The sequence below is a fragment of the Streptomyces sp. NBC_01276 genome, from assembly GCF_041435355.1.
Lineage (GTDB): Bacteria > Actinomycetota > Actinomycetes > Streptomycetales > Streptomycetaceae > Streptomyces.
In genome coordinates this window covers 696,651-718,658 of the sequence record NZ_CP108442.1, presented here as the reverse complement: position 1 = coordinate 718,658, position 22,008 = coordinate 696,651, and the positions used below count along the sequence as shown (strand labels likewise).

6 protein-coding genes and 1 pseudogene are annotated in these 22,008 nt (G+C 74.5%); all 7 read right to left on the bottom strand.

What is annotated here, in order from left to right; all coding sequences use genetic code 11:
* Positions 1 to 37: 37 nt before the first annotated feature.
* The 7 genes and pseudogenes from OG295_RS02910 to OG295_RS02880 all read right to left on the bottom strand — a co-directional run bounded on the left by OG295_RS02910 (position 38) and on the right by OG295_RS02880 (position 22,008).
* Positions 38 to 1,603: an FAD-dependent monooxygenase gene (locus OG295_RS02910; RefSeq protein ID WP_371675377.1), complete on the bottom strand. Its 1,566-nt coding sequence runs from the start codon at positions 1,601 to 1,603 to the stop codon at positions 38 to 40.
* Positions 1,600 to 4,890, bottom strand: a pseudogene (locus OG295_RS02905) (type I polyketide synthase); the annotation flags it as partial. The pseudogene OG295_RS02905 and the gene OG295_RS02910, both read right to left, overlap by 4 nt.
* A gap of 35 nt (positions 4,891 to 4,925) precedes the next feature.
* Positions 4,926 to 17,762: an SDR family NAD(P)-dependent oxidoreductase gene (locus OG295_RS02900; protein ID WP_371675376.1), complete on the bottom strand. Its 12,837-nt coding sequence runs from the start codon at positions 17,760 to 17,762 to the stop codon at positions 4,926 to 4,928.
* A gap of 82 nt (positions 17,763 to 17,844) precedes the next feature.
* Positions 17,845 to 18,939, bottom strand: a complete 1,095-nt coding sequence (locus OG295_RS02895) for an alpha/beta hydrolase (protein ID WP_371675375.1) — start codon at positions 18,937 to 18,939, stop codon at positions 17,845 to 17,847.
* The gene (locus tag OG295_RS02890; protein ID WP_371675374.1) at positions 18,936 to 19,757 is read right to left on the bottom strand and encodes a 2-oxo acid dehydrogenase subunit E2; all 822 of its coding nucleotides are present in this window, start codon (positions 19,755 to 19,757) and stop codon (positions 18,936 to 18,938) included. Before OG295_RS02890 ends, OG295_RS02895 begins: the two co-directional genes overlap by 4 nt.
* Positions 19,754 to 19,981, bottom strand: coding sequence for an acyl carrier protein (locus OG295_RS02885; protein WP_371675373.1), 228 nt, complete (start codon positions 19,979 to 19,981; stop codon positions 19,754 to 19,756). Before OG295_RS02885 ends, OG295_RS02890 begins: the two co-directional genes overlap by 4 nt.
* Entirely contained in the window at positions 19,978 to 22,008 is a 2,031-nt protein-coding gene (locus OG295_RS02880; protein WP_371675372.1) for an HAD-IIIC family phosphatase, read from the bottom strand. Before OG295_RS02880 ends, OG295_RS02885 begins: the two co-directional genes overlap by 4 nt.

The following is a 22,008-nucleotide window of genomic DNA, read 5'->3' as shown; positions in this document are numbered from 1 at the left end:
TCCGGGACGCGCCGTCCCGAAGTCTTCGGTGAGGGAGTCAGCGGCGCCCGGAAGCGTCGGCCGCCCCGAACCAGCGGCCCAGGGAGGCCTCCAGCGCCGGCCGGTCGAGGGGACGTCCCCGCGGCGCGACCCAGGCGACGTGACCGTCGGGCCGGAGCAGTACCGCCGCCAGGCCCTCCGCCGGGCCGTCCGCCGTGCCGTCCGCCGGGGTGGCGGGGGCGGACGCGGTGACCGTGTCCACCCGGCCCGCCCACCCGTCGGCGACCGCCTTCAGCTCCGGGTCGCCGGCCAGGTCCAGCAGTACCCCCCGGCCGCCCTCCAGCAGCCGCAGGCTGCCGATCCGGGAGCCGTCGGGGGCGGTCAGCTCCCGGTGCGGCATGCGCATGCCCACGAGCGGGTGCTCGTCGCCGAGGTCGTAGCGGACGTCGACGGCGCTGAGCTCCCCGGCCATCCGGTCGTTCACCTCCGTCGCCTCCAGGGCCTCGGTGACGACCGTGCGCAGCGCGTCGATGTCCGCCCCCCGCGTCATCAGCACGTTCTGCGCACGGGTGTTGAGCAGGACCCGCGCGGCCACCGGATGGCGCTCGCGCTCGTAGCTGTCCAGCAGGTCCGCGGGGGCCCGCCCGTTCACCTCGGCCGCCAGCTTCCAGCCGAGGTTCACCGCGTCCTGGAGCCCCAGGTTGAGCCCCTGGCCGCCGAACGGCGGGTGGACGTGCGCCGCGTCGCCGGCCAGCAGCACCCGGCCGATGCGGTAGCGCGCAGCCTGCCGGGTGGTGTTCCCGAACCGGCTCAGCCACTGCGGCCGCGCCTTCGACAGGTCGATGCCGGCCACCGCTGCCGCCGCCTCGCAGACCTCCTCGAACTCCGGCGGCCCCGCGCGCCTGACCGGGGGCCGGGAGAAGTCGCTGACGATGAACCGCATCACGCCCTCGTCCGCCGCCGACACCGTCACCGCCGACGCCGCCAGCCAGCCGCGCTCACCGCGGACGAAGGGGAACGGACGGCTCTGCAGCTGCGGAAGGTCCCGGCTCACGCCCGAGACGTCGGCCAGCAGCACGTCCGCCGTGGCGTCCGTGCCGGGGAAGTCCACACCGGTGAGCGCCCGGACGGTGCTGCGCCCGCCGTCGCAGCCGACGGCGTACGAGGCCCGCAGCGGGTACGGGCCGTCCGGGCCCGTCACCTCCAGCTCCACCCCGTCCGCGTCCTGGCGCAGCCCCGTCACCCGGTGGCCGCGCCGGACGGTGGCGCCCAGCTCCAGCGCCCAGTCGGCGAGCACCCGCTCGATGCGGGCCTGCGGCAGCAGCAGGACCGCGTGCGGGCTGTCGAGCCTGCCGAGGTCGATCCCCACGGGCAGCAGCGCGAAGTGGCTGTAGCGGCCCGTGCGGCTGCCGGTGAACCGGTCGAGGATCCCGCGCTGGTCCCAGATCTCGATGGTCCGCGCGTACACCCCCGGCGCCCTCGACTCGCGTTCGTCGGTGGGTTCCGGACGCTGCTCCAGGACCACCACGTCCACGCCCGCGAGCCGCAGCTCGGCGGCCAGCATCAGCCCGGTCGGGCCGGCGCCGCAGACCACCACCGGCAGCCCCGTCGGGTTCGTCGTCATGCGGACTCCTTGGTGTGCGGCGCACCGAGCACGGTGCGCAGGTATCGGGCGAGGGAGAGGGGCGAGGGGTGGTCGAAGACGACGACCGGTTCCAGCAGCAGACCGGTGTCCAGGCACAGCCGGTTGCGCAGGTCGAGCGCGGTGAAGGAAGAGAAGCCCAGGCGCAGGAACGGCACCTCAGCGTCGATGGCGTCCGGGGCGTCGTGCCCGAGGACGGCGGCGGCGTGGACGCGTACGAGGTCCAGCAGCACGCGCTCCTGTTCCTCGACGGTGGCGCCCGCGAGGCTCTCGGTCAGCAAGCCCTGCCGCTCGGTGTCCTCCACCAGCGGTGGCGACGCGGCTCCGGCTCCGGCTCCGGCCCCGGCTCCGTGCGGATCCGAACGGCTCCACCAGGCCGACAGGGCCGGCAGCAGCTCGCCCAGCGCGGCCCGGTGCCCGTCGTCCAGACCGAGCCGGCCGGCCAGGCCGTCCAGGTCCGCGCGGGAGACCTCGTCCCAGAACCCGGCGTCCGCCCCGCCGGCGCGCCGGCCGCCGCGGGCCGCCGCCGACTCCAGCCAGTAGGTCCGGCGCTGGAAGGCGTAGGGCGGCAGTTCCACCGGGCCGGCGCCCGCGAAGACGGTGTCCCAGTCCACCCCCGCCCCGTTGGCCCACGCCCGGGCGAGGGCGTCCACCGCACGCGGTGCCTCCGGCCGGCCCTTCAGCAGCACCGGCGCGAACACGTGCTCCCCGGGCGGCAGGCCCCGCTGCGCCAGGGAACTCAGCACCGCGTCCGGCCCCACCTCGACGTACGTGGACACGCCAGCGTCCGACAGGTGGCGCACGCCGTCGTGGAAGCGCACGGCCGAGCGGATCTGCCGGGCCCAGTACGCGGGCGAGCACAGCTCCGCGTCGGTGGCCGGGCGGCCGGTGACGTTGGAGACGACCGGGATCCGCGGCGGGCGGAAGGCCAGCGTCGCGGCGAACGCCCGGAACTCCTCCAGCGCGGGCTCCATGAGCGGCGAGTGGAACGCGTGGCTGACCTGGAGCCGGGTGGTCCGGCGACCCCGTTCGGCGAGACGGCCGGCGATGCGTTCGGCCGTTTCACGCTCCCCGGACAGCACCACCGAGCGGGGGCCGTTGACGGCGGCCAGGCCGACGCGGTCCTCGTGCCCGGCCAGGAGCGCAAGGACCTCCGCCTCCTCGGCCTCCACGGCGATCATCACGCCCTCGGCGGGCAGCGCGTCCATCAGCCGCGCCCGCGCGGCCACCAGGGCCGCGGCGTCGGGCAGGTCCAGGACCCCGGCGGCGTGCGCGGCGCTCAGCTCGCCGATGGAGTGCCCGATGAGGTGGGAAGGGGTGAGGCCCCAGTGGCGCAACAGCCGGTACAGGGCCGTCTCCAGGGCGAACAACGCCGGCTGGGTGTAGGCGGTGCGCTGCAGGAGGGCCGCCTCCGCGCTGTCCGGCGCGGCGAACAGGACGTCCCGCAGCGGCCGGTCCAGGTGCACGTCCAGGTGGTCGCACACCTCGCCGAGGGCCTTGGCGAAGACCGGGAAGGCCTCGGCCAGCTCGGCGCCCATACCCGGGCGCTGACTTCCCTGCCCGGTGAAGAGGAACGCGGTCCCGCCGCCCGGGGCCGCGGAGCCGCGGACGGCTCCGGCGGTGCCCCGGCCCCGCGCCAGTTCCCGCAGCGAGCCCATCAGCTCCTCGCGGTCGCGTCCGATGACGGCGGCCCGGTGCGGGAAGTGGGTCCGCGTGGTGGCCAGGGACCAGCCGACGTCCGCGGCCCCGGCGTCCGGGTGGTCGACCAGATGGCGGTGCAGCCGCCGGGCCTGGGCCCGTACGTCCGTGGCGGTGCGGCCCGACACCACCCACGGCAGGGGAACCTCCTGCACGGGCTCGCCGGCCGTCGGCTCCGCGGCCGAAGGCGCCTCCTCCAGGACGAGGTGGGCGTTGGTGCCGCTGATGCCGAAGGAGGAGACGGCGGCCCGGCGGGGGCGTTCGCCGTCCGGCTGCCAGGGGGTGGCCTCGGTGAGGAGGGAGACGGCTCCGGCGGTCCAGTCGACGTGCGGGGTGGGCTCGTCGGCGTGGAGGGTCCTGGGGAGGACGCCGTGGCGCAGGGCCATGACCATCTTGATGATCCCGCCGACGCCGGCCGCCGCCTGGGTGTGGCCGATGTTGGACTTGAGGGAGCCCAGGCGCAGGGGCCGGTCGGCGGGCCGGTTCCGGCCGTAGGTGGCGAGGAGGGCCTGGGCTTCGATGGGGTCGCCGAGACGGGTGCCCGTACCGTGCGCCTCCACGGCGTCGATACCGGCGGACTCCACGCCCGCGTCCGCGAGGGCCCGGCGGATCACCCGCTCCTGGGCGGGCCCGTTCGGGGCGGTGAGGCCGTTGCTGACCCCGTCCTGGTTGACGGCGCTGCCTCGGATGACCGCCAGGATCCGGCGCCCGTTGCGCTCGGCGTCGGAGAGCCTCTCCAGCAGGAGCAGGCCCGCGCCCTCGGCGAGCCCGGTGCCGTCGGCGTCGGCGGAGAAGGCCCTGCAGCGGCCGTCCTCGGACAGCCCGCGCTGCCGGCTGAACTCCACGAAGGTGTCGGGGGTGGCCATCACGGTCACCCCGCCGGCCAGCGCCAGGTCGCACTCGCCCCGTCGCAGCGCTTGCACGGCCAGGTGGACGGCGACCAGGGACGAGGAACAGGCGGTGTCCACCGTCAGGGCCGGCCCCTCCAGACCGAAGGTGAAGGAGATCCGCCCGGAGGCCACGCTGGTGGCCGTCCCGGTCATCAGCTGGCCCTCGAACTCCTCGGGAGCCTCCTGGGGATGCGGTGCGTAGCGCTGGCCGACCACCCCCGCGTAGACGCCGGTGTTGCTGCCGCGCAGGGTCTCCGGGACGATCCCCGCGCCCTCGAAGGCCTCCCACGCCGTCTCCAGCAGCAGTCGCTGCTGCGGATCCATCGCCGTGGCCTCCCGCGGGCTGATGCCGAAGAACTCGGCGCCGAACTCGCCGGCGTCGTGCAGGAAACCGCCGCCGGAGGCGTACGTCGTCCCCTTGCGCGCGGGGTCGGCGTCGTATAGGGAAGCGAGGTCCCAGCCCCGGTCGCCGGGGAAGGCGGAGACGGCGTCGGTGCCCGCCTCGACGAGCCGCCACAGCTCCTCGGGGGTGCGGACGTCCCCGGGGAAGCGGCAGCTCATCGCGACGATCGCGATCGGTTCACCGGCCGCGGCACGGGCCTCGCGCAACAGCTCCCGCGTTTCCTGCAGGTCGGCCGTCACCCACTTGAGGTAGTCGAGCAGCTTCTCTTCGTTGGTCATCGTGGAGTCCTCCTCTTCGATCGGTCGGGAAGGCATCAGCGGCCCGCCGCCCGGCCTAGGTCCCGGTCGATCAGGGCGAAGATCTCGTCCGACGACGCCTGTGCGAGCTCCCGGGCGGCGGCCCCCGCCGCGGCGCCGCGCCGCGTCCGGCCCCAGGTGGCCACCAGCGCTTCCAGTCGCTGGACCACCTCCTGGCGCACGGAGTCGTCGGCCGGGTCGGTTCCGTTCAACAGGGCTTCCACGCCCGCCAGTTCGGCGAGGGCCGGATCAGGGGCCGCGGGGGTCGCGGGGAGCAGGGCGTCCCGCAGGTGGCGGGCGAGGGCGCCCGGAGTGGGGTGGTCGAAGACCAGGGTCGAGGGCAGTCGCAGCCCGGTCGCGCCGGCGAGCCGGTTGCGCAGTTCGACGGCGGTCAGGGAGTCGAACCCCATGGCCGTGAAGGGGCGTTCGGCCTCCATGCCGTCCGCCGCGGAGTGTCCGAGGACCGCGCCGGCCTCGCCACGCACCAGGCCGAGCAGGGCCTCGTCCCGTTCCTCCTCGGACAGCGCGAGCAGCCTGCGCTCCCAGGACCCGGCCGGCGCCGCGCCGTCGGAGGACCGGGCCGCACGGCGCAGCGGGGCGCGGAACAGGTTCCCCAGTACGGGGGGCAGGGTGCCGTTCCCGGCCCGCTCCCGCAGGGCCGCCGGATCGAGCAGGGCGGGCACGACCACCGCTTCGGCGGCCGTCAGGGCCCGGTCGAACAGGGCCAGACCGGTCTCGGTGGTGAGCGGGACCATGCCCGTGCGGGACATCCGGCCCAGGTCCGTCCGCCCCAGGTGGGCGGTCATCCCGGAGCGTTCGGCCCACAGTCCCCAGGCCATCGACACCGCGGGCAGTCCCTGTGAGCGGCGCCGCTGCGCGAGGGCGTCGAGGAAGGCGTTGGCCGCCGCGTAGTTGGCCTGGCCGGGAGAGCCGACGGTGGCAGCGGCCGAGGAGAACAGGACGAATGCCGAGAGGTCCATGTCGCGGGTCAGCTCGTCCAGGATCACGGCGGCGTCCACCTTGGGCCGCAGCACCTCCTCCACCCGGTCCGGGGTCAGTTCGGTGAGCACCGCGTCGTCGAGGGTGCCGGCCGCATGGATGACGGCGGTGAGCGGCACCGGCAGCGATGCCAGCAGTTCGGACACGGCCTGTCGGTCGGTGGTGTCGCAGGCGGTGATGGTGGTGTGTGCGCCGAGGTTGGTGAGTTCGGTGTGGAGTTGTTGGGCGGTGGGGGTGTGGGGGCCTTGGCGGCTGATGAGGTGGATGTGTTTGGCGTTGTGGTGGGTGATGAGGTGTCGGGCGGTGTGGGCGCCGAGGGTGCCGGTGCCGCCGGTGATGAGGATGGTGCCGTTGGGGTTGAGGGGGGTGGGGTGGGTGAGGGCGATTTTGCCGGTGTGGCGGGCTTGGCGGAGGTGGCGGAGGGCTTGGGGTGCTTGGTGGGTGTTCCAGGTGGTGGTGGGGAGGGGGGTGATGGCTTGTTGGGTGAGGAGGTGGGTGAGGTGGGTGAGCATGTGCTGGATGTGGTCGGGGGTGGTGTCGGCTTGGAGGTCGAAGGCTTGGTAGGTGGTGCCGGGGTGGGTTCGGGCGATGGTTTGGGGATCCCGGATGTCGGTTTTGCCCATTTCGAGGAAGTGTCCGCCGTGGGGGAGGAGGCGGAGTGAGGCGTCGACGAAGTCGCCGGCGAGGGAGTCGAGGATGACGTCGACGCCGGTGTTGTGGGTGGTGTTGAGGAAGTGTTGTTCGAAGTCGAGGGTGCGGCTGGAGGCGATGTGGTCGTCGTCGAGTCCCATGGCGCGCAGGGTGGGCCATTTGTGGGGGCTGGCGGTGGCGAAGACTTCGATGTTCCAGTGTCGGGCGAGTTGGAGGGCGGCCATGCCGACGCCTCCGGTGGCGGCGTGGATGAGGAGTTTTTGTCCGGGTTGGATGTGGGCGAGGTCGTGGAGGGCGTAGTAGGCGGTGAGGTAGACGACGGGGAGGGTGGCTGCTTGTGTGTGGGTGAGGTGGTGGGGGGTGTGGGTGGCCATGCGGTGGTCGGTGACGGCGGTGTTGGCGATGGAGGCGGGGAAGAGTCCGAAGACGCGGTCGCCGGGGGTGAAGCGGGTGACGCCGGGGCCGGTTTCGGTGATGATGCCCGCGGCTTCGCTGCCGATGAGGGCTTCGTTTCCGGGGTACATGCCGAGGGCGATGAGGACGTCGCGGAAGTTGAGGCCGGCGGCGCGGACGTCGATGCGTATCTGTCCGGGTTCCAGGGGTGTGCGGGGGGTGGGCAGCAGCGCCAGGTTCTCCAACGTCCCCTTCGCCACGCTCTCCAGACGCCAGTCCGCAGCGTCCGGCGGCGCCAGCTCGTGGTCGCCCGGCGTCGCACGGACGAGCCGCGCGGCACGCACCTCCCCCTCACGGAGTGCCAGTTGGGGCTCACCGGTGGCCACCGCGGCACGGATCGCGTCCCGGGACTCCTCCCGGCCGTCCACGTCCAGCAGGACGAAGCGCCCCGGGTTCTCCGACTGGGCCGTGCGCAGCAGACCCCACACCGCGGCGTGCGCGAGGTCGTGCACCTGATCGGCGGCCCCGGCCGCCACGGCGCCCCGGGTGAGGAACACCAGCCGTGAGGAGGCGAACCGTTCGTCGGCGAGCCAGGCCTGCGCCAGGCCGAGGGCCCGGCACGTCGCCTCCCGCGTGAGCCCGGCGAGGTCACCGCCGGACGGCTCCCGGCACTCGACCACCACCGCCGCCGGCACCTCGCCGGCCGGCGCCCGCAGCTCCGCGTACGGGGCGGCGTCCAGGGCTTCGGCCAGGCCGGCCGATCCCAGCACGGCCCAGGCGGCGGCGTCCGCGTCCGCCGCGGGCACGGGCGCCCACTCGGGCCGGAACAGGCAGTCCGCCCCGGTCGCATCGCTGGGCGCCCGACCCGGCGACCCGGCCCGCAGGACCAGGGAGTCCACCGAGGCCACCGGCTGCCCGGTGGAGTCCGCGACGTGCACGCGAACCGCGTCCGCGCCCGCCGGAGAGATCCGTACGCGCAGCTCCCGGGCACCCCGTGCGTGCAGCCGCACACCGCTCCAGGCGAACGGCAGCCGCACCGGCCGGTCCTCGTCGCCGGGCCCGTCCAGGCCTAGGGCGTGCAGGGCCGCGTCCAGCAGCGCCGGGTGCAGTCCGAAGGTGTCGGCCTCCTCCGACAGGGCTGCGTCCAGGGCCACTTCGGCGTACAGGTCCTCGCCGGAGCGCCAGGCGGCCGTCAGCCCCCGGAAGGCCGGCCCGTACTCGTACCCGAGGGACCGCAGGAACGCGTAGTGCCCGCCCACGTCCACCGGTGTCGCTCCGGCCGGCGGCCAGGACACGAGCGCGTGGTCCTCCTCCGGCCGGACCGCCGTGCCCAGCGTCCCCGTGACGTGCCGGGTCCAGGGCAGGTCCGCGTCGGCGCCGCCGGGCCGGGAGTGGATCTGCAGGGGCCGCAGCCCCGCCCCGTCCGGCGCGCCGACGGTCAGCTGGAGGTGTACGGCCTCCTCCGCCAGCGGCAGCGGCGCCAGCAGCGTCAGCTCCTCGACACCCGCACAGCCCACCTCCCCGGCGGCGTGCAGGGCGAGTTCCACGAAGGCGGTGCCCGGCAGCAGGACGGTCCCGGTCACCGCGTGGTCCGCGAGCCACGGCCGGTCCGCGCGCGACAGGCTGCCCGTGACGATGAGGCCATCGCTGCCCGCGAGCGGCAGGGCCGCGCCGAGCAGCGGGTGACCGGCCGGCCGCAGCCCCAGCCGCCCGGAACCCGGCCGCGCGGGTCCCGCGTCCAGCCAGTGCCGACGCCGCTGGAACGGGTACGTCGGCAGGTCGACGGCCGGTCCCGTGGCCGCGGGCAGGGCCGGTGACCAGTCCACGTCGAGGCCCTGGACGTGCGCGGCGGCGAGCGCGGCGAGCATCCGGGAGGGCCCGCCGTCGTCGCGGCGCAGCGTACCGATCACGGTGGTGGCCGCGCGCGGGTCCAGCTCCTCCAGCGTCTCCTGGACTCCGAGGGTCAGCACCGGGTGGGGACTGACCTCGATGAAGGTGTGGTGCCCCGCGGCCGCCAGGGCGGCGACGGTCTCCGCGAAGCGGACGGTGCCGCGCAGGTTGCGGTACCAGTAGCCGGCGTCCAGGCCGGTGGTGTCGACGGGGCCCGCGGTGACGGTCGAGTAGAAGGGGATGGCGCAGGGGAGCGGGGCCACCGGCGCCAGCACCTCGGCGAGACGCTCCCGGACCGCCTCGACGTGCGGGCCGTGCGAGGCGTAGCCGACGGGCAGGACCTTGCTGCGCACGCCCCCGGCGGTGCAGTGCTCGTGCATCTCGCGCAGCGCCTCGACGTCACCGGAGACCACGGTGGACCGCGGACCGTTGACGGCCGCGACCGAAAGCCGCTCGTCCCACCGCCGCAGCAGCTCCACGACCTCGGAGTGCGGCAGGGGCACCGACAGCATGCCGCCGCTGCCGTGCAGGGTGTCGAGTGCCCGGGCGCGCAGGGCCACGACGCGGGCGGCGTCCTCCAGGGTGAGCGCGCCCGCGACGCACGCCGCCGCCATCTCGCCCTGGGAGTGGCCGATGACCGCGGCCGGTTCGACGCCGTACGAGCGCCACAGCGCCGCCAGGGACACCATGACCGCGAACAGCGCGCACTGGATCGTCTCGGCGGTGTCCATCGCCGGTGCCCCCGGCCTGTCGTGCAGGAGGTCGAAGAGGTCCCACTCGGTGTGCGGGGCCAGCGCCTCGGCGCACTCGCGCATCCGCTCCCGGAACACCTCGGAGTCCCGGAGCAGCTCCAGCGCCATGCCCTGCCACTGGGAGCCCTGGCCGGGGAAGACGAACACCGCCCGGTGCCCGGACCGGGCGAGGCCCCGCGTCAGCGCCGGCGCCGCTTCGCCCCGCGCCAGTGCGGCGAGCCCCGTGCGCAGCTCGTCCCGGTCCGCCCCCACGAGTACCGCGCGGTGCTCGAAGGCGGCCCGGGTCGTCGCCAGGGCGTGCGCGACGTCCGCGACACCGACACCGGCTCCGGCCCCGGGGCCGGAGCCGAGGTGGTCCAGCAGCTGCCCGGCCCGCGCCCGCAGGGCGTCGGCGGAACGCCCGCTCAGCAGCCACGGCACCACACCGGGTGCCGCGGTGCCGGCTGCCGCGACCGTCGCGGCCGGACCGGCCACGGCCTCCGCCGCGGGGTGCGGCTCCACGGCCGGCGCGCCCTCCAGGACCAGGTGCGCGTTGGTGCCGCTCATGCCGAACGAGGAGACCGCGGCGCGGCGCGGCCGGCCCGTCTCGGGCCAGGGCGCGGCCTCGGTGGCCAGCCGGGCGGAGCCGGCGCTCCAGTCGACGTGCGGGGTGGCCTCCTCGGCGTGCAGGGTCGGCGGGAGGACGCCGTGGCGCATCGCCATGACCATCTTGATCACGCCCGCGACACCGGCGGCCGCCTGGGTGTGGCCGATGTTCGACTTCACCGAGCCCAGGTGCACCGGCAGCCCCTCGGCCCGGTTCTGCCCGTAGGTGGCGAGGAGGGCCTGGGCCTCGATGGGGTCGCCGAGGCGGGTGCCCGTGCCGTGCGCCTCCACGGCGTCGACGTCGGTGGGTTCCAGGCGGGAGTTGGCGAGGGCCTGGCGGATCACCCGCTCCTGGGACGGACCGTTGGGCGCCGTCAGACCGTTGCTGGCACCGTCCTGGTTGACGGCGCTGCCCCGGATCACCCCGAGGATCCGGCGCCCGTTGCGCTCGGCGTCGGAGAGCCGCTCCAGCAGCACCAGACCCACGCCCTCGCCCCAGCTCGTGCCGTCGGCGTCGGCCGAGAAGGCCTTGCAGCGGCCGTCGGGGGCCAGCCCCCGCTGCCGGCTGAACTCCACGAACAGCGTCGGCGTGGCCAGTACGGAGGCCCCGCCGGCCAGGGCGAGCGAGCACTCGCCCCGGCGCAGCGCCTGCGCCGCGAGGTGGATGGCCACCAGCGACGAGGAGCACGCCGTGTCGATGCTGACCGCCGGACCCTCCAGGCCGAAGGTGTAGGCGACCCGGCCGGAGATGATGCTCGCCGAGCTGCCCGTGAGCCGGTAGCCGCCCGCACTGTCGGGAGCGGAGTCCAGCAGCGCCGTGTAGTCCTGCGAGCTGGTGCCCGCGAAGACCCCCGTGTCACTGCCGCGCAGCGTCGCCGGGTCGATGCCCGCGCGTTCGAAGGCCTCCCAGGCCGTCTCCAGCAGGAGCCGCTGCTGCGGGTCGGCCGCGGTGGCCTCGCGCGGGTTGATGCCGAAGAACTCGGCGTCGAAGAGCGGGGCGTCGTAGAGGAAGCCGCCGTGCCGGGTGTACGTCCTGCCGGGCGTCCCGGGCTTGGGCAGGTAGAGGCCCGCGGTGTCCCAGCCGCGGTCGGTGGGGAACTCCGCGATGGCGTCGGTGCCTTCGGCCACCAGCCGCCACAGGTCCTCGGGCGAGGCGACGCCGCCCGGGTAGCGGCAGCTCATCGCCACGACGGCGATCGGCTCGTCCGCCGCGCCGGCCGCCGCGGCGGCGGTGGGCGCCGCCTCCGGTACGGGCGCGGCTCCTTCGAGCAGTTCGTTGACGTGGCGGGCCAGTGCCGTCGGGGTGGGGTGGTCGAACGCCAGGGTCGCCGACAGGCGCAGGCCCGTCGCCGCGTTCATCCGGTTGCGCAGCTCGACCGAGGTCAGCGAGTCGAAACCGATCTCGCCGAAGGGTCGTTCGGGGTCGACGGCTTCCGTCGTGGAGTGCCCGAGCACCGTGGCGGCCTGGGTGCGGACCAGCTCCAGCAGCGCCTTGGTCCGCTCGGCGGCGGGCAGCTCCACGAGCTTCGCGAGGGCCTGGTTCCCGGCACCCGCCGGGCCCGCCGCGCCGGGGCGCGCCCCGGCGCGGGGCAGCCGCGGCTTGACCAGGGAGCCGAGCAGCACGGGCAGGTCGCCCTCGTCGGCCCGCCGGCGCAGGGCGGCGAGGTCCAGGTGGGCCGGGACGGTCACGGCACGGTCCGAGACCAGCGCCGCGTCGAGCAGCGCCAGCGCCTCCTCGACCGGCATGGGGGCGACCCCGCTCCGGCCGATCCTGGCGCGGCTCGTCTCGTCCAGCGCGCCCGTCATGCCGCTGCTCTGGTCCCACAGGCCCCAGGCGAGGGAGGAACCCGGCAGCCCCTGGGAGCGGCGGTACTCCGCGAGGGCGTCGAGGAAGGTGTTGGCCGCCGCGTAGTTGGCCTGCCCGGCGTTGCCGAGGGTGCCGGCGATCGAGGAGAAGAGGACGAACGCGCTCAGGTCCGCGTGGCGGGTCAGCTCGTGCAGGTTCCAGGCCGCGTCCACCTTGGGGCGCAGCACGTCGTGCAGCCGCTCGGGGGTGAGGCCGTCGAGGAGCGTGTCGTCGAGGACGCCGGCGGTGTGGACGACGGCGGTCAGCGGGTGTTCGTCCGGGATGCCGTCGAGGAGCCGGGCGAGTGCGTCCCGGTCGGTGGTGTCGCAGGCGGTGATGGTGGTGTGTGCGCCGAGGTTGGTGAGTTCGGTGTGGAGTTGTTGGGCGGTGGGGGTGTGGGGGCCTTGGCGGCTGATGAGGTGGATGTGTTTGGCGTTGTGGTGGGTGATGAGGTGTCGGGCGGTGTGGGCGCCGAGGGTGCCGGTGCCGCCGGTGATGAGGATGGTGCCGTTGGGGTTGAGGGGGGTGGGGTGGGTGAGGGCGATTTTGCCGGTGTGGCGGGCTTGGCGGAGGTGGCGGAGGGCTTGGGGTGCTTGGTGGGTGTTCCAGGTGGTGGTGGGGAGGGGGGTGATGGCTTGTTGGGTGAGGAGGTGGGTGAGGTGGGTGAGCATGTGCTGGATGTGGTCGGGGGTGGTGTCGGCTTGGAGGTCGAAGGCTTGGTAGGTGGTGCCGGGGTGGGTTCGGGCGATGGTTTGGGGATCCCGGATGTCGGTTTTGCCCATTTCGAGGAAGTGTCCGCCGTGGGGGAGGAGGCGGAGTGAGGCGTCGACGAAGTCGCCGGCGAGGGAGTCGAGGATGACGTCGACGCCGGTGTTGTGGGTGGTGTTGAGGAAGTGTTGTTCGAAGTCGAGGGTGCGGCTGGAGGCGATGTGGTCGTCGTCGAGTCCCATGGCGCGCAGGGTGGGCCATTTGTGGGGGCTGGCGGTGGCGAAGACTTCGATGTTCCAGTGTCGGGCGAGTTGGAGGGCGGCCATGCCGACGCCTCCGGTGGCGGCGTGGATGAGGAGTTTTTGTCCGGGTTGGATGTGGGCGAGGTCGTGGAGGGCGTAGTAGGCGGTGAGGTAGACGACGGGGAGGGTGGCTGCTTGTGTGTGGGTGAGGTGGTGGGGGGTGTGGGTGGCCATGCGGTGGTCGGTGACGGCGGTGTTGGCGATGGAGGCGGGGAAGAGTCCGAAGACGCGGTCGCCGGGGGTGAAGCGGGTGACGCCGGGGCCGGTTTCGGTGATGATGCCCGCGGCTTCGCTGCCGATGAGGGCTTCGTTTCCGGGGTACATGCCGAGGGCGATGAGGACGTCGCGGAAGTTGAGGCCGGCGGCGCGGACGTCGATGCGTATCTGTCCGGGTTCCAGGGGTGTGCGGGGGGTGGGCAGCAGCGCCAGGTTCTCCAACGTCCCCTTGGCGGTCACGTCCAGCCGCCAGTCGCCACCCTCCTCGGGCGGCACGAGCCCCGCCGCCGGGCCGCCCGTCCGCACCAGCCGCGGCACCGACACCGCGCCCTCGCGGACGGCGAACTGCGGCTCACCACAGGCCAGCGCCGTCGCCAGCGCCGCACGGGAAGCCCCGGTGCCGTCGAGGTCCACGACCTGCAGCCGCCCCGGGTACTCGGTCTGGGCCGAACGCACCAGACCCCACAGCGCCGCCGCCGCCGGATCCCGTACGTGGTCGTCCTCCCCGGCCGCCACCGCACCACGGGTCACCACGGCCAGCCGCGAGGACGCGAACCGCTCGTCGGCCAGCCACTCCCGCACGGTCGCCAGCAGGGCGGCGGTCGACGCGTGGACCGCCGCGGGCACGTCCTCGCCGGACTCCCCGGCGAAGAGCGCCACGACCGGCGGAACGGGCTCGGGAAGAGCGGACAGGTCCGGATACGAGTCCGCCCCGGCCGGCCCGTACGGGTCCTCGCCCAGGACCGCCGGCGCCACCACGGGCCCCTCGACCCGGGTGGACAGCGGCGTCCAGTCGATCCCGAAGAGCCCGTCGCGCACGCCCCGCGCGGCCGAGAGCCCGGCCGCCGCCACGGGCCGCACCGACAGGGAACCCACCGACAACAGCGGGTTGCCGGCCCCGTCCGACACCGCCAGTGACACCTCGTCGGGCCCGCTCCGCGACAGCCGGACCCGCAACTCCGAGGCCCCCGTGGCGAACAGCCGCACGTCGCTCCACGCGAACGGCAGCCGGAAGACCGCCGGCTCGCCCTCCCGCGGCAGCGACTCCAGGGCCAGCACGTGCAACGCCGCGTCCAGCAGAGCCGGATGCACGGTGAACAGCGCGTCGTCGTCCTCACCGGAACCGGCTCCCGCCGCCCCTCGCGGCAGGACGACCTCCGCGTACAGGTCGTCCCCGTCGCGCCAGGCACCGCGCAGGCACTGGAACGCCGGCCCGTACGCGTAACCGTGCCCGGCCAGCCGCTCGTAGAGGCCGTCCGTGTCGATCGCGACCGCCCCCGCCGGAGGCCAGGCCCCGGCGGACGGCGCGTCGGCGACCGTGACCGTGTCGTGCGGCGCCGGGGCGAGGGTGCCCGTCGCGTGCCGGACCCACTCGACGCCCTGCGCCGTGCGGGAGTACAGGCGGACCTGCCGCCTCCCCGCACCGTCCTGCGGGCCGCCGACCAGCTGCACGTCCACCTCGACCCCGTCCAGCGGCAGCGGCGCCTCCAGCGTCAGGTCCTCGACGACGGGCGTACCCAGCCGGAACCCGGCCAGCAGCGCGAGCTCCACCATCGCCGTCCCCGGCAGCAGGGTCGAACCCAGCACCGCGTGGTCGGCGAGCCAGGGGAGGGCCGTCAGCGACAGCCGGCCCGTGAACAGGTGGCCCTGCCCGCCGGCCAGTTCCACCGCAGCGCCCAGCAGCGGGTGCTCGGCCGCGGCCAGCCCCGCCGCTCCCAGGTCGCCGCGCGCCTCCGCCGCGTCCAGCCAGTGGCGTTCGCGCTGGAAGGCGTACGTGGGCAGGTCCACGGAGTCGTTCCCGTCACCGCCGAACACGCCCTGCCAGTCCACCTCCACCGCGCCCCGCACGTGCAGCCGCGCGAGGGCCGTCATCACGGCCTGCGGCTCCGGGCGGTCCTTGCGCAGCGACGCCACGCACACCGCCGGGACCCCGGCGCCCGCCTCGGTCCCCGCTCCGGCGCCCGCACCGGCTTCCGCCTCGGTTTCCGCCTGGGCCATCGCCGTCAGCGGTCCGTCCGGGCCCAGCTCGACGAACGCGGTCACCCCCTCGTCCCGCAGCGTGCGCACCGCCGCGTGGAACCGTACGGCCTGGCGCGCGTGGTCGGCCCAGTAGTCCGCCGAGCCCAGCTCGCGCGCCGTGGCCCGCCGCCCCGTCAGGGTCGAGACCACCGGGATCGTCGGGGCCCGGAAGTCCAGGCCCCGCGCGACGGCCCGGAACTCCTCCAGCATCGCGTCCATGTGCGGCGAGTGGAAGGCGTGGCTGACCGTGAGGCGGCGCGTCCGGACGCCCAGCTCCTCCAGGCGCGCGGCGACCGCGGCGACCGCGTCCTCGTCACCGGACACGACCGTCGACTCGGGGCCGTTGACCGCCGCCAGCACCGCCGAATCCTCCAGGCCCGCCAGCAGCGGCAGCACCCGCTCCTCCGACGCCTGCACCGCGAGCATCGCGCCGCCCGCCGGCAGCGCCTGCATCAGCCGCCCGCGCTCCACCACCAGCCGGGCCGCGTCGTCGAGGGAGAGCACGCCGGCCACGTAGGCCGCCGTCAGCTCACCGACCGAGTGCCCGGCCACCACGTCCGGCCGCACGCCCCAGGACTCCCACAGCCGGAACAGCGCCGACTCGATCGCGAACAGTGCAGGCTGCGCGTACTGCGTGCGGTGGACCGCCTCCGCGTCGGCCAGCGCCTCGCGCACCGGCTGCCCGTGCGCCTCCAGGGCGTCGCAGACCTCGTCGAAGGCCGCGGCGAACACCGGGAACGCGGCGTACAGTTCGCGCCCCATCCCCGCGCGCTGGCTGCCCTGCCCCGTGAAGAGGAACGCCAGCCGCCCCCGCGCGGAGGCGACGCCCTCCAGCGCGCCACCGCCCGAGGCCAGCGCCGCCAGCCCCGTCATCAGCGCCTCGCGGTCGCCCGCCACCACGGCCGCCCGGTGCGGGAACTGCGTACGGGTCCCCGCCAGGGCCCGGCCGACCGCCGGGGCCGAGGCCTCGGGGAGCTCCGTCAGCCGCTCGTGCAGCCGCGCCGCCTGAGCGCGCAGCGCCGCTTCGCTGCGGCCGGATACCACCCACGGCACCACCGGGGCGCCCGCCGGCCGCTCGGCCCCGGCTTCGGCTCCGGACTCGGTGGGGGGTGCCTGTTCGAGGATGAGGTGGGCGTTGGTGCCGCTGATGCCGAAGGAGGAGACGGCGGCCCGGCGGGGGCGTTCCCCGTCCGGCTGCCAGGGGGCCGCATCGGTGAGGAGGGAGACGGCGCCTTCGGTCCAGTCGATGTGGGGGCTGGGTTCGTCGGCGTGGAGGGTTTTGGGGAGGAGGCCGTGGTGCATGGCCATGACCATTTTGATGACGCCGCCGACGCCTGCGGCGGCCTGGGTGTGGCCGATGTTGGATTTGAGGGAGCCGAGGTGCAGGGGTCGGTCGGTGGGGCGGTTCTGGCCGTAGGTGGCGAGGAGGGCCTGGGCTTCGATGGGGTCGCCGAGACGGGTGCCCGTGCCGTGCGCCTCCACGGCGTCGACGTCCGCCGGTTCCAGGCGGGCGCTCGCCAGGGCCTCGCGGATCAGCCGCTGCTGGGCCGGGCCGTTGGGCGCCGTCAGCTGGCTGCTGGCACCGTCCTGGTTGACGGCGCTGCCCCGGATGACCGCAAGGACACGGTGGCCGTTGCGCTGAGCGTCGGAGAGCCGCTCCAGCAGGAGCAGGCCCGCGCCCTCGCTCCAGCCGGTGCCGTCGGCGTCGGCGGAGAAGGCCTTGCACCGGCCGTCCTCGGACAGCCCGCGCTGCCGGCTGAACTCGACGAAGGTGTTGGGCGTGGCCATGACGGTCACCCCGCCGGCCAGGGCGAGGCCGCACTCGCCGTTGCGCAGCGACTGGATCGCCAGGTGGATGGCGACCAGGGAGGAGGAGCACGCCGTGTCGACGGTCACCGCGGGCCCCTCCAGACCCAGGGTGTACGCCACCCGGCCCGAGGCCACACTGCCCGCGCTGCCGTACCCGATGTATCCCTCGAAGGTCTTGGGCGCAGGCGTCAGCCGCGAGGCGTAGTCGTTGTACATGACACCGGCGAACACCCCGGTCCGGCTGCCGCGCAGGCTCTCCGGGACGATGCCCGCCCGCTCCACCGCCTCCCAGGCCGTCTCCAGCAGCAGCCTCTGCTGGGGGTCGGTGGCCAGGGCCTCGCGCGGGCTCAGCCCGAAGAACTCGGGGTCGAACCGCGGGGCGTCGTAGAGGAAGCCGCCGTGGCGGGTGTAGCTCGTGCCGACCTGGTCGCGGTCCGGGTCGTAGAGCCCGTCGAGGTCCCAGCCTCGGTCGGTGGGGAAGCCGTCGATGGCGTCCGTACCGTCCGCGACCAGGCGCCACAGCTCCTCGGGCGAGGTGACCCCGCCCGGGTAGCGGCAGCTCATCGCCACAACGGCGACCGGCTCGTGCCGGTCGGTCTCGACTTCGCGCAGGCGCTGCCTGACCCGGGCGAGATTGCCCGTGGCGCGCTTGAGATATTCGCGAAGCTCTTCCTCGCTTGCCATTGCGGTGTCAGCCTTTCGGGGAACGGTCCATCGGGGGGCGGGGCGCGGGCCGGGCGCGGGAAGGGTGGCCGGGCGGGGTGCCTCAGGAGCGGAGCGCGGCGAGCCTGCGGCTCGTGCGCCGGGCGAACAGCGCGTACCCGAGGGCGGCGCGCGGCAGGAAGTGCCCGCCCTTCATGCGCAGGACCGACTGGAAGCCCCACATCTGCATCTCGGGCAGGTGGTGCGGGGCTCCGTGCACGTCGTCGTACTCGACGAGGCGCAGGTCCCGTACGTGCCGGCGCAGCCGCTGCGGGTCGGCGGCCGGGATGATCTCGTCGCGCAGGCTCGCCGCGTACGCCAACGGCACGTCCAGTGAGGCGAGCTGACGGTCACTCAGGGCCCAGTCCCGGATGTGTCCGCCCACCGCGGGGGAGGGGACGCCGGTCAGGTGGGCCAGGGTGTCGACCGTGATCCGGGGCACCCGCGCCTGCCAGGAGGCGTCCGTGAAGAAGTCGTGGACCGGGGCCCCGACCGTCATGATGCCCTTGATCCGGGGGTCGTCCAGAGAGGCCCGCAGGGCCATGTGCCCGCTGAAGCTGAGCGTGATGCAGTAGGTCTGCGACACGTCCGCCGAGTCCTTCACGGCGTCCAGCAGCCGGGGCAGCAGGCGCCAGCTGTCGGCGTCGTAGCGCAGCGTGTTCTCGCCGACGCCCGGCAGCTCCGTGACGAGCCCCGCGAAACCCAGCCTGGACAGGCGGGTGAGCAGGGGCGCCCACTGCTCCTTGATGCTGACGATGCCGCCCATGAAGACCAGCAGCGGACGCCGGTCACCGCGCGACAGTCCGCTGGTCCAGCAGCCGACGGAGCCCTCCGGAGTGTCCACCTCGATGCGTTCGATACCACCGGCCTCCTTGCGCCAGTGGTCGAAGGCGCGCACGCAGCGCTCCAGGGCCTCGCCGCGGGCGGGGCCGTCCACGTAGGGGAAGCGGGCCATGTTGTAGTGGCGGCAGGCCTCCAGGTACCGGCCCTCCCTCTCGAACCGTTCGCCGGCCCGGCACCACTCGCCGGCCCAGGATCCCTCGCCGCCGTCCTCGTCGGTGTGGACGCGGCCGAGCAGTTCCCCGAAGTGGTCCGGCGGCAGGGACTGGGCGAGGGCGTGCGCGCCCACGTACTGCTTGAGCTCTTCGATGTCGTTCATCGGCCGGTGAGGGCGTCCGCCGTGGTGCCGGCGGGCAGCCCCTCCCCTCCCTCGGGTGTGTCCGGGAAGCCTTCGAGGCGTTCCTTGATCTCGGTGAGGACGTCGGCGGCCTCGGCCCCGTCGATGACCCGGTGGTCGAAGGCCAGGTTCAGGCGCATCACCGGAGCCACCGTGACCTGCCCGTCCCGTACGACCGGCCGGTCCACGACCCGGCCGACCCCGAGGGTCACCGTGGTGCCGCCCACGGAGTGGAAGCCGTCGACGGCGCGGTGGCCGAGCGAGGTGACCGCGAACGTCCCGGTCCTGGCCGCCCGCGCCCCGAGCGGCCGGGTCGCCCTGCGGAACAGCGCGCGGCCGAGGGGCACGGGCAGCCGGTGCAGCGCGCGCAGGCCCGCGAACTCGGGCATGGCCCCCGGATCGCCGTCGCGGTAGTGGTCCACCTGGCGCTGCACCTCGTCCAGGTCCGCCCGGTCGAGGTCGGGCAGGACCGCGCCGAGCACGACGCGCCGGCCGTCGAGACGCCGGTCCAGGGCGAGCTTCGCGCTCGCGCCGGCGTAGGTGACGGTACGGGGCAGCAGGCGGCCGCCGATGGCGCTGTTGGCCTGGGGGTGGGCGGCGATGACCCGGGCACCCGCGTGCAGCACGTAGCTGACCACGGAGTACCGGCGGCCGGCCGCGACGGAGGCCGCCCGGTGGCGCCACACCCGCCCCATGTCCACCTCGGTGTCGAGGAACACCGGCGCGAACGCCTTGGCCTCCTCCAGGAAGTACAGCGTGTGCCGCCGCTCCCGGGCGACGGGGGACCGCTCCCCGCTCACCCGGTCACCGCCACGTCGTACAGCCCGCGCAGGGTGGTGGCCTCCAGGGCGTCCGGCAGGGACAGGGAGCGGCCCTCGGCGCGCTCCAGGGCGCCGAGCAGGGTGAGGAGGTGGATCGAGTCCCAGCCCGCGATCTCGTCGAGCGGCCGGTCCACGTCCGCGTCGCTGATGGCCAGTCCCAGGTCGTCGCGGACCAGGGTGATGAACCCGTCGATGGATGTCACAGGGTCTTCCCTTCGGATGTCTCGACGCAGCTCTCGACGCGGGACCCGTCGGGCGTCGCCGTGTGCGTCTCTTCGTAGGTCTCGGTCAACAGCACGTGGCCGGGCGTCGGCGGTACGGAGACCAGGTCGTGCCGGTAGAAGCGACTGCCGTCGCGGTCGCGGTCGCCGTCGGGCTCGCCGTCGTCCTCGCCCGCCGGCCCGAAGCCGTTCTGCGGGTAGAACCCGCGGACCTTGGCGTTCTTCGGGCTCTCGCGGAAGGCGGCGACCACCTCCCGCGCCCCGGCGGCCCGCGCCCGCCGCAGCACCGACGCCAGGGCGGTCTGCTCGACTCCCCGGGCGAACACCCGGCAGCTGAGCAGGAAGTTGTCGATGTGCACGGTGGCGCCCTCGCGCCGGGTGAACACGGCCCCGATCAGACCGTTGCCGCCGAACCGGTCCGCGGCGTGCACGGCCAGCACCTCGGTGTCCGGGGCCGCGGCCAGCTCCTGCACGGCGGCGGGCTGGAGCCGGCGCGTGGTCAGGTTGAACTGGTTGGTGCGCAGGGTCAACTGGGCGACGCGCGGTACGTCCCGCTGCTCGACCGGGCCGATCCGCACCCGTACGCCGAGCTCGCGCAGGTAGTCCTGGAGGGAGTCGAAGGTGTGCAGGAAGTCCTTGCGTTCGGCCTCGCTGCGGTACAGCGCGGGGCGCGCCCGGTCCTCCGTCGTCAGCTCACGGGTGTCGAACCAGCCGTCCCGCAGCAGCTTCCCGACGTGCCCGGCCGGCTCCTCGTCCAGGGGGACGACGGCCACGTCCGGCAGCTCGTGCCGCACGAGACCGCACTCGTAGGGGCTGTCGTCGACGAACACCATGCTCTCGACGCCCAGGTTGAGGTCCTCGGCGAGCTCCCTCAGGTTCTCGTGCTTGGGCTTCCAGTTCACGGCGAAGCGGACGAAGTCCTCCTCCCGCAGGACCATCTCCGGGTGCCCCGCGACGACCTCGCGGACCGGTTCCAGGTCGTTCTTGCTCACCGCGGCCACCAGGACCCCCTGCGAGGAGAGCTGCTTGACCACCTTCTGGAAGGCCCGGAACGCCTCGCCGCGCGGGCTGTCGGCGACCTCGATGCCCTCCGCGCCGTCGTCACCGAGGACACCGCCCCACAGGGTCTGGTCCAGGTCGACCGCCAGGCACTTCCTGGTCCGGCCGGCCACGAGCCGGGCCAGGTGTCCGGCCTCCCGGGCGTAGCGGGAGAGCATCGCGGGGGAGAGGTGGGCCTTGGCGTAGACGCTCAGCCTCGGGTCCGTGACCGCCACGCCCTCGGCGGCGATCGGGTCCAGATCGAGGACGACCAGCTCCGGGTGGGTCTCGGTCAGGCGCAGCAGCCGGGTGTTGGCCTCGCGCCACAGGGCGCCCAGCCGGGCGCGGGAGCGGTGGTCGACGAGCTGGGCGGCGAGCGTGCGGGGCAGCGGCATGGTGTTCAGCACGAGCGTGCCGGTGCCCGCGGCGGCGAACCGGATCGTGAGCCCGTCCAGCAGGGCCGTCTTCTCCGCGAGGACGGCCTCGACGTCGGCCGGACGCCACGGCGTCGGCAGCTCGTCCACGACGATCATGGGGTCGAGCAGGCACAGGGCCAGATCGGGCCGGGCGGCGTGCAGGGGGCTGTCGGGGTCGGTCAGGTCGAAGACGTACGAGTCGAAGTCGCAGACCAGCGTACGGATCACGATGCCGTGCCGGGCACCCTCCAGGGCGAGGGCCGGGACGAGCGGCGACAGCGTTCCGTGGCCGGTGACGGCGACGGTCAGGGACGGCAGCGCGGGGTGTTCGCGCAGCACGTCGGCAGGATCGACGCGGGAGAGCAACTGGGCGGCCCGTGCGGAGTCGGCCTCCGGCAGCCGCGCCAGGAGCGCCCTCAGCCGGGGGAACTCGGCGGCGAGGCGCCCGCCGCGGTGCAGGGCGAGCAACTCGTCGGCGGCGGTGCCGGGGGTGCCGGGGGCGCTGGGGGAAGCGGAGGAGGGGGCTGGGACGGGGACCTCGGGAACGGAGGACAT